At 64.7% G+C, this 16,867-nt stretch carries 9 protein-coding genes and 1 pseudogene; 5 read left to right on the top strand and 5 right to left on the bottom strand.

Features of this window, described 5'->3' with window-relative positions; all coding sequences use genetic code 11:
• Positions 1-104 precede the first annotated feature (104 nt).
• Positions 105-209: pseudogene (locus ADADO0_RS08070) on the top strand (NADP oxidoreductase coenzyme); the annotation flags it as partial.
• A gap of 63 nt (positions 210-272) precedes the next feature.
• Here ADADO0_RS08070 and ADADO0_RS08065 read toward each other — a convergent pair.
• Positions 273-5,840, bottom strand: coding sequence for an autotransporter domain-containing protein (locus tag ADADO0_RS08065; RefSeq protein WP_511304606.1), 5,568 nt, complete (start codon positions 5,838-5,840; stop codon positions 273-275).
• Positions 5,841-6,696: 856 nt separating this feature from the next.
• On the opposite strand from ADADO0_RS08065, the gene ADADO0_RS08060 reads away from it, so the two are divergent.
• From ADADO0_RS08060 to ADADO0_RS08050, 3 genes are all read left to right on the top strand, one after another.
• Entirely contained in the window at positions 6,697-8,295 is a 1,599-nt protein-coding gene (locus tag ADADO0_RS08060) for a winged helix-turn-helix domain-containing protein (protein WP_511304605.1), read from the top strand.
• Between the two features lie 100 nt (positions 8,296-8,395).
• Positions 8,396-9,634: a serine hydrolase domain-containing protein gene (locus tag ADADO0_RS08055; RefSeq protein ID WP_511304604.1), complete on the top strand. Its 1,239-nt coding sequence runs from the start codon at positions 8,396-8,398 to the stop codon at positions 9,632-9,634.
• On the top strand, positions 9,550-10,089 hold the full coding sequence (locus ADADO0_RS08050; protein WP_511304603.1) for a DUF3471 domain-containing protein: 540 nt from the start codon (positions 9,550-9,552) through the stop codon (positions 10,087-10,089). Before ADADO0_RS08055 ends, ADADO0_RS08050 begins: the two co-directional genes overlap by 85 nt.
• A 109-nt stretch (positions 10,090-10,198) precedes the next feature.
• Here ADADO0_RS08050 and ADADO0_RS08045 read toward each other — a convergent pair whose 3' ends face one another.
• The 4 genes from ADADO0_RS08045 to ADADO0_RS08030 all read right to left on the bottom strand — a co-directional run bounded on the left by ADADO0_RS08045 (position 10,199) and on the right by ADADO0_RS08030 (position 15,087).
• Positions 10,199-11,119 carry an amidohydrolase family protein gene (locus ADADO0_RS08045; protein WP_511304602.1) on the bottom strand — a complete coding sequence of 307 codons (921 nt, stop codon included), beginning with the start codon at positions 11,117-11,119 and terminating at the stop codon, positions 10,199-10,201.
• Positions 11,120-11,218: 99 nt separating this feature from the next.
• Positions 11,219-12,130, bottom strand: a complete 912-nt coding sequence (locus ADADO0_RS08040; protein ID WP_511304601.1) for a LysR family transcriptional regulator — start codon at positions 12,128-12,130, stop codon at positions 11,219-11,221.
• 68 nt (positions 12,131-12,198) lie between these two features.
• Positions 12,199-13,929 carry an ABC transporter permease gene (locus ADADO0_RS08035; protein WP_511304600.1) on the bottom strand — a complete coding sequence of 577 codons (1,731 nt, stop codon included), beginning with the start codon at positions 13,927-13,929 and terminating at the stop codon, positions 12,199-12,201.
• A gap of 30 nt (positions 13,930-13,959) precedes the next feature.
• Positions 13,960-15,087 (bottom strand): ABC transporter ATP-binding protein, encoded by a 1,128-nt coding sequence (locus ADADO0_RS08030; RefSeq protein WP_511304599.1) that lies wholly within the window; start codon positions 15,085-15,087, stop codon positions 13,960-13,962.
• A gap of 618 nt (positions 15,088-15,705) precedes the next feature.
• On the opposite strand from ADADO0_RS08030, the gene ADADO0_RS08025 reads away from it, so the two are divergent.
• Complete coding sequence (locus ADADO0_RS08025; RefSeq protein WP_511304598.1) at positions 15,706-16,782, top strand: LLM class flavin-dependent oxidoreductase; 1,077 nt, start codon at positions 15,706-15,708, stop codon at positions 16,780-16,782.
• Positions 16,783-16,867 lie beyond the last annotated feature (85 nt).

Genomic DNA, 16,867 nt, shown 5'->3' with positions numbered 1-16,867 from the left:
CGGACGTACTCCCATTTTGCCGTATCGCGGGCTCTCAAAATGAGTAACCCCAACGGATTTTGGCGTCAGAGTGCAACAGCTTTCGATGCCGGGCAACAGTGACCCCCTCTCTGCTGGGAAAGCTCAACGAGGGTGGCGCGCTGGTGCATGCACGCGGCCGCACATGGGGCCTGCTCATCTTCCAGGATTTGTTCAAGACGGCGCAGTAGCGGATTTACCGCTTACGCAAGAATGGGGATGCGGGGGGCCGTGATTGGCGCCCCGCATCCGGCTCACCAGGTGAAGCGGATGCCGCCCCAAAGTTGATGGTTGTCGCCGCCGCCGCCCAGTTCCGCGTCATAGCTGGCGAACAGCGCGGCATTGGGCATGATCTGCACCTTGGCACCGAAGCCGACGAGTGCGCTGTCCCGCTGCTCCGGCGCACCGAACACGGTGAACGACGCCCAGGGCGCAGCGGCGAAGGCCGCAGTGAACGGGCGGGCGGTGTCGCCGAACTCATGCACCCAGCCGAGCCGCAGGCTGAGGTCCAGCGGCATGCCCCCGACATCGAACCGGGTGCCGAAGTCGGCGCCCAGCGTGGTGCGTACCGAGGTCAGCGTCTGTCCGCTCGCCGTCAGATTGTAGGCGCTGACGCCGGTCTCGGTGAAGCCGCTTTGATTGGCGCTGACCACCTGCAGGCGGCCGAACGGCGTTATCGCGCTGTTGGAGCTGCCGTCGAAGGGGAAGCGGTAGCCGGTCTCGATCTGGCCGAGGAACTGGTTGGCGGATGGGGAGCCCGTGGCGATGCCGAACAGGCCGGGCACCGCGATGGTGCGCTCCAGATCATTGCTGGCATGGGCATAGCCAAGCAAGGCGTCCACGTAGACCGGGCCTTGCGTGAACGAGCCAAGGATGGCGACGCTGCCCGCCTCCGTGTCGCCGTCGCCCGCGAAGCCGTCGACTGACTGCGAGCCGCCCACGAACGCGCCGGCGATGCCGATCTGGACGCGCGGATCGATCCGGTAGTTGATGCCGAAGGCGGTCCCGCCGAGCGAATAGGAGAGGTCGGAGGCATTGGCGTTGCCATCGAGACTGCCCTTGGTACCGATGCCGCTGACCCAGCCGGTGAAGCGGGACGGGCCGTCGAGGCCCGAAGCATCGAGGGCGACGCTCTGCCCGCCGCCGAAGCCCGCGCCGCGATCGGACGCCATCTGGCGGCCCACCGTGTTCATGAACAATTGGCTGGCCCGCATGTTCACCGTGGCGAAGTCGGCATAGGGCTGGCCGCTGAGCTGCTGTAGGGCGGCGGAGCCGTAGCCGACCGGCACGGCACCGAGTGCGGCGAGGAGGGTGGGCGCGCTGCCGGTGGCGGCCACCAGGTCGAGGGCGCTGCCCACTGCCTGCTGGTTGGACGTGACGCCGCCGGCTCGGAAGGCGCTGGGTGCGAAACCGATGGTGAGGTAGAGGTTCTGCGCATCCGACGACAGTTGGGGGGACAGGAAGGCGGTGGTGCCACCGGTGATGGTGTCAAAATGCGCCGTGCCGCCGCCCTCGGCGGAGACGATCGTATAGACGGTGCCGGGTATGTAGACGCCGGGCTCCTGAACGATGGTCAGGGTGCCGGCCGTGATGGTTGCCGTATGACCGGCGCCGACGACGATGATGCGGTCGCTGTCGCCGGCGGCATTCACCTCCACCACCATCTCGCCTGCGTTGAATTCGAAATCGCCGTTCACCGTGAGATGGCCGATAGAGTTGCCGGTCTCTATCTTGCCGCCCTCGTTGTGGAGCTTGCCGTTGATCTTGCCCGCTCCTTGGAGCGTGCCACCGCGGTAGACGAAGACTTCGCTGTTAAGCTCACCGTTTACGGAGAGGATGCCTCTATTCACTTCGGTGTCACCGGCGGTGCTGGTGCCGGTGAGGATCAGCTTTCCGGTGCCGGTTTTGGCGAACGTTCCGGCGCCGGTCATGCCGCCCGCATAGGTGCCGTCGACATCTTGTCTGAAGGTCAGCCGTGCTCCATCGGCGATGTTAATCTTGCCGACCAGGTTTTTGCTCGAGCCCTCAAGGTCGCCGCGCCGCACATCGAAGGCGTAGTCGGTGTCGGCCAGTCCCCTGAACTTGGTCTCGCCGGTTAGAATGAGTGTTCCTACGCCGGTCTTCACGATGGTGCCGTAACCCGTTTCGGTGCCGAGGCCCGTGATGTTGCCCGCAAAGGTGCTCTCGCCAACGGCTGTCTGCTCGAAGACGATCGAGCGGGCGTTGGTATTGGCCGCGTTGTAATCGAATACGATGTTGCCCTTCAGGGTGTTGGTGTTGCCCTGAATGGTGCCGCCGCTGTTGGTGATGCCGGCATAGGTGCTGGTGCCGTTGAGCACGAGCGTGCCGGTGCCCAGCAGGCTGAGGATGGTGCCGCTGATCGCGCCCGTGAGTGTGAGCGTGGTGCCGCTGTCGAGCTGGAAACCGCCGCCCGGCACACCGCCAAGGGTGATGGCACGAGCGGTGGTGAAGCTCTGGGTCGCCCAGAGGTGCCCGTTCTCGGAAAGCTCCAGCCGCGCACCCGCCGCGCCCAGCTTGGCGTCGGATGTAACCTGCAGCGTGCCGGCGCGCACTGCCGTTCCACCCGCGGCGTTGTTGGTTCCGATCAGGTTGACGATACCGCCGCCGGACTTGATGAATGCGCCGCTGCCGTTGATGGTGCCGTTATAGACCAGCGGATGAAGCGCCGCGGAAAGCCCGCCTGAGCCGACGAGGTTGAGGTTCCGGGTCATCGTGATATTGGGTTCGGCGTCGGCCGTGGTGCCGACGATGCCGCCGTTTTCCAGCGTGATGGCCTGTCCGGCGGTTCCGAGATTGGCGTCGGTGGTGAAGAGCGCCTGTGCATTGCTACCGATGACGCGCAGGCCGCCGGTGAAGGTGTTGTTCGCCGCCAGAATGACGGTGTTGCTGTTGATGTTCAGCTGGCCGGCGCCGCTGATGACGCCGCTTACCGTCGCGATGCTATTGTTCGGCGTGGTGCCGCCAGTTGACGCAATGCCGCCGGTGCCGGTGATGGTGATCGCCTTGTTGAACGCGGTCGCGCCGGTTCCAAGCATCAGCGTGCCGCCGTTGAGACCGATGGTCGAAGACGCGCCGAAATTGCTGGCGGTGCTGACGACGAGGGTCCCCCCGCCCGCGACCGAGACCGGGCCCGCAAGGGTGCTGGTTGCGCTCAGGGCGAGCTTGCCTGCGCCGCTGACGGTCACTGAGCCGGTGCCGGTGATCGCACCCGCATAGGTGCCATCGAAAGACTGATCGAAGATCACCGCCGCATTATTCTGTATGTTGCCGACGAGGTTCTTGCTGTTGCCCTGCAAGGTTCCTGCCTGCACCTGAAATTCCGCCGTGCCTGCCACCTGGGATTTGAAGTTGCTTTCGCCCGTCAGGGTCAGCTTGCCGGCGCCGGTCTTGATGACGGTGCCAAGCCCCGGAGTTGTGCCGGTGCCCCCGATATTGCGGATGAACGTGCCGTCCGTGGCCTGAGCGAAGATTACTTGACGGGAATTGGTGTTGGAGGCGTCGCTGTCGAACCAGATGCCACGCCCGAGCGTGGAGGCCTCGCCCTGAAGGGTGCCGCCATAGTTCGCGAAGCCCTGGTGCGCGTTCGCGCCGGTGACGACGAGCGTGCCCTGACCCGTCTGGTTGAGCACACCGCCGGTGATCGCGCCGCTCAGGCCGAGGGTTGTTCCCGCGCCCAGTTCGACCCCGCCTCCGCCCGTCCCGACATTGATGGCCCGTGCGGTATTGAAGGACTGGGCCGCCAGGAGGCGTCCGCTGTTGGAAAACTCCAGCCCGCCACCGAGAGCTCCGAGCCGTGCGTCGGAGCCGATCTTCAGTTTACCGCCCTGGATCAGTGTTCCGCCGGAGTAGGTGTTGGTCCCGCTGAGTTCGACGACGTTTGCACCGCTGACGATGAGAGCCCCGGTGCCACCGATGGCGCCGCTCCAGTTCACGGCGTGCTGCGCACCTGTGATGCCGCCGGTTCCGGTGAGGGTCAGGCTGCGATTCGCTGTGAAATTGCCCGCAGCGTTCGCCGCTGCGCCGATCATGCCGCCGCTGGACAGGTTGACCGCTCCCGCTGCGCCGAGATTGGCATCGGCGGTGAACAGTGCCGTTGCGCCGGTGATGTTCAGGCCGCCGGTAAAGGTGTTGTTGCCGGCCAGAGCGACGGTGCCGGCAGTGATATCCAGCGCCCCTGCGCCGCTGACGATGCCGCTCACGGTCGCAATGCCGCCACTCGAGCCGAGGCGGCCCCGATCCGTGATAGTGATGGCGTTGTTGATGCCGACCCCGCTGCCAAGCAGCAGCGTGCCATTGCTGAGAGCGAGGACGCTCGCCGCTGCGATATTGTTGGCGGCGGTGATGTCGAGCGTCCCGTTGCCCGTCACCGAGGTTATGCCCGTATAGGTGTTGGCGCCGGTGAGGGACAGCTTGCCCCCGGTGACGGTCAACGCGCCCGTGCCGGACATGATGCCGGCATAGGTCCCATTGGCTGTCTGATCGAACACCACGCTGGCATTGTTGACGATGCCCCCCTTGAGGCTCGTCGCATTGCCGCGCAGTACGCCGCCGCTCACCGTGGTGCCGCCGGTGTAGCTGTTTGCGCCGGTGAGGGTGAGGGTGCCCGCGCCGGCCTTCACCAGCGCCCAACTGCCTGCATTGGCGCCGGTGCCGCCGAGACCTGTCTGGTCGGTGATCGCGTCGGAAATGGTCTGCGTTTCGCCCGCAGCTGAGGAGAGATTGAGCGTGCCGTTTCCGGCGAGGAACAGACCGGCGCCGGCGGCACCGCCGTTCCCGCCAGCGGTACCGCTAATCCCGCCGGCTCCCGCCCTGCTGATGCCACCCGTTCCGCCCGCGACAGTGTTGTCCGAAAGTGTCAGCGTGCCGGTGACGGAGAGCGTGCCGCCATTCTGAACGAAGATGGCACCGCCCATTCCCGCGCCGCCGCCACCACCGCCGTTAAACCACGTATAGCCGCTCGTAGGAGGCCTGCCCGCGCCGCCGTTACCCCCGAGAAATCCGCCGGTGCCAATTTTTGCATCCAGGGAGCCGCCGCCGCCGCCGCCGAACCCGCCATTGCCACCTTTTGCCTGACTTCCACTGCCCCCGCCGCCAGCGCCCCACTGGCCATTGCCGCCATTCCCGTCGCCGCCCCCGATGGGGCCGCCCTGCCCAACGCTGCCGCCTGTGGAGGCCTGCCCGTTGCCTGCATTGGGGCCGCTGCCGCCACCTCCACCGCCCTGGGAGCTGGTGTCTCTACCATCAATGACACCAATGCCGCCGTTGCCGCCGACGGTACTGTTGTTCTTCAGGATCACGTTGCTGAGGGTTACGTTCGCTGCCGCGCCGACAAAAAGTCCGGCGCCCGTGCCCGCCCCCCCGCCGCCGCCGCCGCCGCCATTTCCGCCACTCGTGCCCTTGGTGGCCAGGTTGGACAGGTCGAGATTCTTGATCGTCACCGTGCCGGACTGGACATAAAGGCCGTTGGCGTTCGCTCCCGCCTTACCCAGCAGCTTGTGGCCATCGCCGTTGATGGTGACGTTGGTCGTGATGGTGCCGGCCTTGCCCTTCCCGCTCAGCTCGATATCTGCCTTGAAGGTGATGGTGTCGCCGTTGGCCGCCTTTGTGACGGCATCAGAAAGCTGGGCTTCGTTGGAGACATCGAAATTCGCCGCCCCTGCCGGCGTCGCGGCGACGCCGAGGCCCAGCGCCAGCAGCAGCGCGGGCAACGTGCGGGGAAGGCCGGAGGAGAGGCACGTCTGGCTGAGCCAGTCCTGCACGCGCAGGCGGGGGCGACGGGCGGGGGCAACCGAAACGGACATCGCAATATTCCCATGAAACGGTGAAATACGAGGCGCAGTCTTCCTCTGTCGAAGAGGGCAGGGCGCTGGCCTGCAATCAGGGGATCAGGACCAGCGGCGCGCCGCCGATACGGTCTGGCGTCTCAGACGGATCGACCGATCAGTGCCGGCTCGCGAGCGTGAGCAGCGGCCGCGAGGCCCGGCCACATCCTGAGTTTGGGACCTCATTCCCGCCAACAGGGGCGGCCTCAAGTTGAAGGTCAGAAATCCGCATTCATAATCAGAAATGGCAATGTACTGCCGGCGTGAAATAGATTGACGCAACTGGAGCCATATCGATCTCTCCATATTCTCCAGAGCAGAGCCAGAGACAGGCGATGCCGTAATTTTTCCGTTTGCTGAATGCTTATTCAGTCGAGCGGTTTTCATTACGTTCACATCATCGATAGCAGGTGATTGTTTGCGGATTATTTGAAAAAATGGCCAATTGCTGCATCACACATGGGAGCGCAAGTGCGTGCAGGTATTATATACCCGCCTGCCCCATAGCGGGTTTGGACATTCCGTGGTCTGGCGCGACCAGGCTGTTTGGTTCTTCGGATACCTCATCGGCGCCTGCTGGCTGTCATTGGAAATGACCGAACAGACGACTGGAAGGAGACCGCCGGCGCGGTTTCTTTGCCGGCAATTTCCGGGGCATCGCGGCCCTGTATCAGGCAATTGTTTGCCTGTTATTTGAAAGTCGCCATAATTACCTATGGTCAGGCCCGGTGTTAGGCGCGACCGTCGAGCGGTATCAGGCGCCCGCACGTCTTCCGCGTGTTCGGTCGCGCCGCGTCGACCGGGCAGGTGGGGACGAGTTCAGATGGAACGTGGAATGCTGCAACCAGACGGCTTGGTGTTCGGTGATGTCGTATTGGATCGCAGCTGCTTGTTTGCCCATCGCGACGGCAAGCAGGTCCGGTTCACCCGCAGTGAGCGATCGCTCCTGCTGGCTTTGTCCCGGAACCCGCATCGCCTGATGCGGCGCAGCCAATTGCTTGACGTCGTCGCCTCTGCGGACTCCGATACCTCGGATCGCAACGTCGATTTTCTCATCAACCGGCTGCGGTCAAAGCTGGGCGACAATGCGAAAGCCCCCAAATATATCGCCACGCAGTATGGCGAAGGCTATGTCTGGATCGCCACCCAATTGCCGTCGGCGACCCCTAAGCCGGGTCCCGCATCGGCGCTTAAGCTTCTGTCCATTGTCGCTGTCGTCCCACGACGTGATCAGGAATTGGCAAAGCACGCGGACGTCATCGCCGGACAGATGCGCGACGCGATTGCAGGCCAGGTTGGCGCGGGCCAGAGTGTGATCGTCGCGGGGAGTGAAGAGGGCGCAGGCGCGCGCTACGTCCTCCAGCTCAGCCTTCAGGACAGCGGAGCCCGGCTGGATTGCACGGCCACCCTTCGTGAGATGTCGTCACGGCGCATCATCCGGGCGTCTCGTCTTGAATTGGGAGGCGCCGGGGCGGCGTTGCTCCCGCCGGAGATCGAACGCGCTTCGACAGGCATCATCGAGGCTTTGCAGAGAAGTCTGGCTGAAGCCTCGGAAGGGCTGGGTACGCCCACCGACCAGCCGCTCGAAATCCGCTTTCGCAGGGCAACGACACTGTTGTCGGCCTCCAACCCGAAATGGCTGGAGAAGGGCCTGCAACTGCGCGATGCGCGGGAGCAAAATCCGGACAGTGCCGACATCGCCTTGCAGTGGGGCCTGCATCTGTTCGCGCGCCTCGTCCTCGCCAATCCCTTCACAGGCATCAGCCGTGGCGAGCGCGACGATTTGGAAAGCGAGATCGAGGCAACGGCCCTGGAGTGCCTGCCGCTGATCGAGAGCAATCCCCTGTTGATGCTGGCCGCCGCCAAGCTTCTGTATTTCGTTGATCGCGGCCATCTGGAACTGGCCGAGGACCTTGCGGAGCGCGCCTTTTCCCGCACCGCGGACTTTGCCGCCGCCTTGCCGCTGCTTGGGCAACTCAGGCAGGCGCGCGGCGAGTTTACAGCTGCCGTTGCATTCTTCGATCGCGGCATCGAGATGGCGGATCCCGACTCCGCTTTCGAGCTGCACATGCGTGTCCTGAAGTGCATCGCATTGCTGGCAGCCGGCGACCGCGAGGCACTGAAGGTGGCGGCGGCGTTCGCCTACGATAGCCCGCATTCGCCGCCGGATCTCAGTGTGATGGTCGCCGCGCTGGTCACGCCAGCCAGCCAACACCTGCCGAAGGCCGTGACCGATGTGCTGATCGCGGCCGGTCGCGACGGGGCCCGGAACGCGATCGAATACACCTACATGACGTCGGTGCGCCATCTCACCTCGCGACAGGCGCGCGCCAACATCATGCGCGGGCTCGTCGGCCGTGTGACCGGGCTGCACGGTGCGGATGTCGTTCCACCGTTTGTCCTGATGGCAACCGGCTTGATCGCGGCGACCTGAGCCCGCCGTCGCGGCGACATTTTTCCGTCAGCCTTTCGGGGGAAAGGCCCAATTGTGCGGCTTTCAAATCGTGCGCAAACAATCGCCTGATAGCGATGACTTGACCGCCCGGATCGCCTTGGCGCGACATCGCCTGGGTCTTGGCAAGGAGCGCCCGCCTGCGCCGCCGCGTGTGCAGGCGAACACATTCCTGGAGACCGATGTCATGGCCCTGCTCACCTCGTTTGCCGCCCGGGGCGCACTGAAGCTCGCCGCCGCCTTTTTGCTGGGCTCCGCGGTGATGCCGCTGCAGGCGCAGACCGTGCCGCTGACGCTTGGCGCGTTCCCGCCGGAAGATGTCATCCCGCTCGCCCAGGGCGGGACGGAGCGTGCGCTGGCGGATCTGCCGGCGGCGATTGAAAGCGTGCTGAAGCGTAGCGGCGTCCCCGGGGTGGCCGTTGCCGTGGTGCACGGCGGCAAGACGGTGTTCGCGCGCGGCTTCGGCGTTCGTGAACTGGGCAAGCCGGCCTTGATCGACACGGACACCGTTTTCCAGCTGGCCTCCCTGTCCAAGCCGATCGCCGCTACCGTTGTCGCCACGCAGGTGACGGCAGGCGTGGTCAAATGGGACGACAAGGTGGCGCAGCTCATGCCCGGCTTCGCGCTTAAGGACGCCTATGTCAGCGCCAATGCGACGGTGGGAGACTTTTTTGCGCATCGTTCCGGCCTGCCGCCCGCCGCCGGTGACGCGCTCGAAGACATCGGCTTCGACCGCGCCGCGATCCTGGAGCGGTTGCGCCTGCTGCCGCTGGCGCCGTTCCGTATTTCCTATGCCTATTCCAACTTCGGTCTCACCACCGGCGCCGAGGCGGTGGCGCGGGCCTCGGGCCAGTCGTGGGAGGACCTATCCCAAAAGGCGCTCTATGGGCCGCTGGGCATGACGTCCACCAGCTCGCGCTATCAGGATCTGCTCAGACGCGAGAACCGCGCGGTGCTGCACGCGCTGGAGGCCGGGCGTTTCGTGCCGCTCTACCAGCGCGATCCCGACCCGCAGTCGCCGGCCGGCGGCGTGTCGTCCAGCGTGACCGACGTGGCCGAATGGATGAAGCTGGTGCTCGGCAACGGTCGCCACAATGGGCAGGAGCTGATCGCGCCCGCCGCACTGCTGCCGGCCTTGCGGGCGCAGGCCTTCAGTTCGCCGGCCCCCACCATCGGCGCGCGATCCGGCTTCTACGGTTTCGGCTTCAACGTTTCGGTGGACGCCGACGGGCGGCCATGTCTCATTCCGGCGCTTTCGCGACGGGGGCGGGCACGACTGTCCGCTTCCTGCCGTCCGCCGACATCGCCATCGTGGTGCTGACCAACGGCGGCCCCGTGGGGGCGGCGGAGGCGATCGCCAGCCAGTTCATGGATTTCGTCCAGTATGGCGCGCCGACCCGTGACTGGTATGCGCTCTTCCATCCGCGGCTGATGGCCTACTATGACCCGTCCGGAGATCTGGCGGGCAAGACGGCGCCGGCCAATCCGGCCAAGGCCCGTCCGGCGGCCGATTATGTGGGCACGTATGACAATGCCTATTTCGGCCCGGCGCGGATCACGCAGGGACAGAACGGTCTGGTGCTGGCGCTCGGCCCCGGCACGCTGTCGATGCCGCTGACCCACTGGGACGCAGACACGTTTTCGGTCGTTCCGCGCAGCGAGAATGCTGTGTATGGCTCGCTGTCTTCCGTGCGCTTCGTGGTGAAGGCCGGCAAGGCAGTTGAACTGAAGATTGACTATCTCGACACCGAGGGCCTCGCCACATGGACGCGGTGAACGCGCCATGAAGCGATCCTCGATGCGGAGCGCGACAGTCTGATCATCGTCAGTATCGCGATCCGCAGCATGCAAGACACCAATCCCGTTCAGGCCAAGCTGGTCTGGCCTAGGCGGGTGTGTCCCACGCAGCTCTGTCCAACCCTTGGGCCCGCTCCAATTTGGCCGGCGCGTGTGCATGGAAGCCGAACAGGGCGGCCGGATTGTCCACGAGGATGCGGTTGCGCGTGCTCTCGTCGGGAATCCAGTCGAGCAGAAGATCCATCAGGTCGGCATCGTTCGGCACGGGATCGTAGGTGTTGGGATGGGGCCAGTCCGTGCCCCACAGCAGGCGCTCCGGGGCGCGGCGCACCAGGTCGTGCACCATGGGGATAACGTCCGAATAGGGCAGAGCCTTCTGGGCGGCGGGCTTGTGGGAGAGCTTGATCCAGCAGCGCCCGGTGTCCAGCAGTTCGAGCAGGATGCGGTAGCCGTCGGTATCCATGCCCTCGGCCGCAGGCTGCCAACCCATATGCTCCAGCACAAAGTCGCCGGGAAGCGAGAGGATATCGTCGCGCCACGCGCGGGCCTCCTCGCTGCCCTTGAACAGCATGTGCGGCAGCCAGCCGAATGCGTGGGTCCGGGCGATCATCCGCAGGTCAAGCTTCGGATTCACCTTGTAGCCGAACCGCGCGCCGACCACGCCAGCTTTGGTGAGGATATCCAGTTCCGCATCGGTGATCGAGGGCGCCGGCGTCGCCACACCGCGCAGGCGGTCGGGATAGCGTAGCAACGCGTTCAGGAGATAGTCGTAGGTGAAGCGGTGCGGAAACGACTGAACCAGAAGGCCGCGCGACAGGCCCAGAGAGGCCTGGAGGGCCATGAAATCATCGAGCGTGGAATCCTCCAGCTCATAGGTCCGGTCAGGGTGGATCGGATAGACCGCCTGCGGCCCGAAGATGTGGAAGTGGCAATCGCAGGCGCCCGGCGGGACCTTCAGCTTCGGGGACTTCAGATTGCGATCCGGCGGCGGCGCGAACTTGAGGGTCATAAGGTACCTTTGCGCGTTTCCATCCCGCTATCCCGCAGGTTTCGGGCCGGATGGTGGGCACGCCGGCCCCCGCGCGCCAATGCCGTCTCGCTAGGCTGGTTATGCCGGCGAAGCACCGTCCGACGGCTGAAGGGCGCCCCGCGCGCACGCGACGAACCGCTTCAGCGTCGCGCTTTCATTGCCGCGCAGCCAGACCAGTTCCAATTGCACCGAGCAGGCGAAGTCGGCGATGTGCTTGAACACCACCTGATCTTCGTACCGGCTTTCCAATGAGCTGCCGACGAAGCTGACGCCCATGCCCACCGAGGCGAGGCTCAGCATGGCCTCCTCCGTGATGGTCTCCTGCACGATCCTCGGCGTGAGACCCGCGCGCATGCAGGCGCCGATCACATGGTCGTAGAGCAGCGGATTGTAGGAGCGCGGGAAATAGACGAACGCCTCCGATTGCAGGTCCTCCAGCGTGACTTCGCGGCGTCCGGCCAGCGGATGCTCCCGGTGCATGGCCAGAATCACCTTCTCCTGTGCAAACGGCAGATGGTCGAACTGGGGATCGTCCGGCGGGCGGAAGCAGAAGAAGCCCGCGTCGATCTCACCGGCCTGGAGTGCCGCGAGTTGCTTCTGGGCGAGCAATGGAGAGAGCTTCAACTCCACCTCGGGATAGCCGGAGCGGAAGGCGCTGAGGCACACGGGTAGCTTTCGATGGCGCGCCGACATGCGATTGAAGCCGACCCTTATCACGCCCACATGGCCGCGATTGGCCCGCTGCACGCGGGTGCGCGCGGTCTCCGCCTGGGCGAGCACCTTTCGGGCTTCTTCGAGGAAGAGGCGGCCGATGGCCGACAGACGGATGCGATGGGCGCCGCGCTCGAACAACGATACGCCGAGATCAAGCTCCAGGTCGCGCATCTGCCGCGACAGGGCCGGTTGCGCCATGTTGAGGCGCGCTGCGGCCTTGTTGAAGTTTTCTTCTTCCGCAGCCACTACGAAGTAGCGGAGATGCCTGAGTTCCATCGTGTCCTGTGCCCGGCGCCGGCTGAAGCCAGCTTGTTATAGAGCACCGGGTGGCAGGTGCATAAGCCTCACAGCCCCAGCCGCTGGCCGCGCGTCGCGGTGCGCAGCACGAGCAGCGCCGCAAGGGTAATCAGCACTTGAACCACGCACGCCGCCGCCGTCATGGAAGGGCTGACCTGCATCAGCAGGTAGATCGCCACCGGCAAGGTTTCCGAGCCGGGGCGGTAGAGAAACAGAGCGATGCCGAATTCCCGGATCAGAATGATCGCCACCAGCAGCCAGCCGCTGATGATGCCCGGCTTCAGGATCGGTAGTACCACATGGCGCATCGTGGACCACCACGAGGCGCCGCTTGTGCGCGAGCTTTCCTCCAGCTCCGGCGAGACCGACAGCAGGGTGGTGGTGATGGAGCGTTGCGCATAAGGCAGGAATTTCGCGACATAGGCGATAAGGATGATCCACAGCGTGCCGTAGAGCGGGGTGCGGATCCAGAGCACCGCCACCGCCACCGCCAGCAGCGCCGCCGGGATCGCGAGCGGCGCGTTGGACAGCAAATCCAGCATGCCACGCCCGAGGTGCCGCGAGCGGAATGACAGATAGGAGGAGGCGAGGCCAAGGACCACGCACAAAGTGGCGCCGAGGGAGGCGAGGATCAACGTGTTCACCAGCCCGCGCCGGCCCTCCTCGAAGCTGAAGAGGACGTACTTGTAATTGTCGAGGGTCAGGTTGGAGAAGTCGATGGTGCCGGACCAGAACTTGCTGAAGGAATCCAGCAACAAGGTCGAAAAGGGTAGCACGATCGCGACAAAGACATAGAGCAGGTTGAAGGCTAAAGCGGCGTACTTCCCCCGCCCGATGTCCAGCGCGTGGGGCCGGTAGGCCTTGCCGGTCACGGTGGTGTATTTCCGCCGCGCCAGAAGCTTGCGCTGCCCCACCAGGGCGATGCCTGTGAACACCAGCAGGAACATCGACATGGCGGCGGCGATATCATAGCGCGTGGGATATTCGCTGGTGAGCACGAACAGTTCGGTGGTCAGCACCGGGTAGCGCGCCGGAATGCCGAGCAGCAGCGGTACCTCGAATGCGCCGAGCACTGTTACGAAGATCAGCAAAGCCGCGCCGATCATGGCCGGCATGGCCATGGGCAGCGTGATCCGCAGAGCCGTGGAGATGAGGCCGGACCCGGACATGCGCGCCGCTTCCTCAAGGGAGGGGTCCATCTGCCGGAACGCGCCCGACACGAAGAGATAGACCAGCGGCGCCTCATAGAGCGCCAGCACCCAGATGATGCCCAACGGGCTGTAGATGTTGAAGATCGGCTCGGTGGCACCGAACCAATCGTAGGCAAGCTGGTTCAGCAATCCCCGGTTCTGCGAGGCCAGTTCCGTCCAGGCAATGGCGCCCACGAAGGAGGGCGTAAAGAACGGGACCAGGTTCAGGATGTCGAACAGGCGCGCGCCCGGCATGTTGGTGCGGGCATTCACCCAGGCCAGCGCGACACCGATCACGGTGGCGAGCGCCGCTGTTCCGAGACCGATGGTGAGCGTGTTCAGCAGCGTCCGCAGCAGGCGGGGCGTGACCACCACTTCCCAATAATTGCTGAGCGTGAAGCCGCCGCTGCTGGTGGTGAGGCTGCTGAGAAACAGAGCAAGCAGCGGCAGCGCGATCAACACCGCCAGGAGGCCGAGCAGACCCCAGATCAGCCAGAACGTGGGATCGGCCGCGTGCCGGAACAGCGGGCGGCGCTCGGGCGAGGATACGCGCGCCAGATCCGCGCCGTGGCCGTCAACAATTGCCATCTCAACGTCCTCAGGTTTCGCCGGCGGGCATCAAGCGGGCAAGAGAATGCAGTCGGTCGCCGCGCAATCCACCTGAACGCGATCTCCCGCTGCAAGCTGGAGCGCGGGATCTGCGGTGATGCGCACCTCCGCGCCGAACACGCTCGCCCGGATTTCCATGACGCTGCCGAGATATTGGACCGCCCGGATCACCGCATTGCCGCCCTGCCCCGCGCTGATGCGCAGCGCCTCGGGACGGATCACCGCCGTAAGGCGGGTGCCGATCGCCGCATCGCTCGCCAGCGCCCCGGAGAGGGTCTCGCCCGAGGCGAGCCGCAGCCGCGCGATGCGGTTTTCGTCCGGCTTTGAGACCAGTTCGCCTTCCAGCAGATTGGCGCCGCCGATGAAGTCCGCCACGAACACGCTGGAGGGGTTGAGATAAAGCCCGCGGGCATCGCCCACCTGCTCGATGCGGCCCCTGTTCATCACCACCAGTTCATCGGCCATGGCCATGGCCTCGTGCTGGTCGTGGGTGACGAAGACCGAGGTGATCCCAACCTCCCGCTGCAACCGCACCAACTCGAACCGCATGCGTGTCCGCAGCTTGGCATCAAGGTTGGACAGCGGCTCGTCGAACAACAAGACGCGAGGCCGGCCGATCACTGCGCGGGCCAATGCCACGCGCTGCTGTTGGCCGCCGGAGAGGTCGCTGGCCGGGCGACCGCCGAGGCCGGAGAGGCCCACCAGTTCAAGGATTTCATCGACCCGCCGGGTGGTCTCCGCCGAGCTGACCTTCCGCACCTTGAGGGGGTAGCCGACATTCTGCGCCACCGTCATGTGGGGCCAGATGGCGTAGGACTGGAACACCATGCCCATGTCGCGTTTGTCGGGCGCCAAGGAGACATGCCGCGCCGCCGACATGACGGTTCGCTCGCCCACCAGGATTTCGCCGCCGCTGGGCTGCTCAAGGCCGGCGATGCAGCGCAGCGTCGTGGTCTTGCCGCAGCCGCTGGGGCCGAGCAGGGCGAGGATCTTGCCGGCCGGCACCTCGAAGCTCACGTCGTCCACCGCATTGAAGGCGCCGAACCGCTTCACAAGATTGCGCACGCGCAGTGGCACCCCGGCGGGCGCAAGCGGCTGGACTTTGGCGGAGTCAGAGGGGGCGAAGGTCATATTCATTGCGTTACTCATGGCGCGCTAGTCATGGCGCATTGCTCATGGGCGCCGCCCAAGGCGACGAACCGGCCGTCCCGCAAATCGGGTTGGCCACAAAACGAGATGTTCCAGGCGCTCGTGGAGCGCGCGGTGTTCAGCGCCGAAGATGTGTTGGCGCGTGCGATCGCTTTGATTTCATGAGCTGGCCAATTCCTTCCCAGAGACGAGATTGTTTTTGACGAGATTATTTTTTGGTTGGATTTGCGCTGGATCAATGCGCGCCGCATCGCAACGCCATCAGTAAGGCAGTTCACCCTCCGCTCGTCAAGAGATATGCAAAGTATCTCCCGCGCCGCAGCATGGTTTATCCGATGAAGTTAGACGAAGTCGGGTGGTTGCCTTGGATCTGCATGAATTAATGCTATCCAGGCACTGAGAGCATACTCGTTATGTACATTGACCCGGATTTGACGCTGTCGATAGTAGCCGCAACACAGCCCCTGTCCGGCGAGATCTAACACCGCCCTCGCAAGCATTGCCCCGCCGATAAGCATGGTGCGGCAGGCAAATCCGAGCGCATCGTCTCGTCGCCCACCGATCGCACGGCAAAACACGCCAGGGGCCCTTGGAAGAGGACTGGCTATGAAGTTCGGACTGTTCGGAAGTGCCCAGGCGAAACGCGGCGGGCCGGATATCGATAGCGGCGTCGGCTTCAGGGACTTCATCGATTACAATATCGAAGCGGAAGCCCTCGGCTTGCACAGCACGTTTCTGGTGGAGCATCACTTCACCGGCTTCGGTCAGGTCTCCGCGACCCTCAACCTCCTGACCTGGGTTGCCGCCCGCACCACCACGCTGCGCCTTGGGACGGCCGTGATGGTGCTGCCGTGGCATCACCCCATCCTGCTCGCCGAGCAGGCCGCCACCATCGACCTGCTGTCCAACGGCCGGCTCGACTTCGGGGTCGGCAAGGGCTACCGGCACAATGAATTTTCCGGCTTCGGCATTCCCATGGCGGAAGCCGAAGGGCGCTTTCAGGAGTGCCTCGATATTGTCCTGAAGGCCTGGAAGTCGGAAACCCGCTTCGATCACCACGGCCAATACTGGAACTTCGAGAACATCGTTGTGGAGCCGCCGACCGCCCAGCGGCCCCACCCGCCGATCTGGATGGGCGCCGGTGGGGACGCTTCGATCCGCATGGTCGCCGACAAGGGCTTCAACCTGCTGCTCGACCAGTTCGCTTCGGTCGCGGAAATAAAGCACCGGATCGCCCTGTTCAAGAGCGAGGTCGAGGCGCGCGGACGGGTGTTCGATCCCATGTCGGTGGGTGTCGCCCGGGCCTTCTTCGTTGCCTACACCCCGGAGGAGAAGGAGCAGGCGCTCCAGCGCCGCCTTGATGCGCGCCTGCGTCAGGTGGAGATCGCCAAGGCACCGAGCGGCGCCAACAGCGACAACTGGCGCTTCAAGTCCTATGACGATACCCGCGCCAACAACGAGGACAGCGCGATCTACGGGAGCCCGGATGAGATCGCCGAGAAGGTCGATACACTGCGCAAGGCCGGGGTCGAATATATGCTGATCAACGGCGGGGGCTCCGGCGGCGGCGAACGCGGTTTGCAGAGCCTGCGCCGCTTCGCCCGCGAAGTGATGCCGGCGTTCGGCAACACGAATGCGGAACTGCCGGCGGCAGCCTTTCAAAAGGTGGCTGCTTCCGCCTGACAATACGGCCTCTCTCGAACGAGAGGGGATGCCGGCACACTGCGCCAACAGGCGTCGGCTTAAAAAAGATAAATGAATCCGGGAG

The organism is Aquabacter sp. (genome assembly GCF_965279295.1).
Classification (GTDB): Bacteria; Pseudomonadota; Alphaproteobacteria; order Rhizobiales; family Xanthobacteraceae; genus Aquabacter.
Note: the sequence above shows the minus strand (reverse complement) of the source record. Positions and strands in the feature narration are given on the sequence as shown.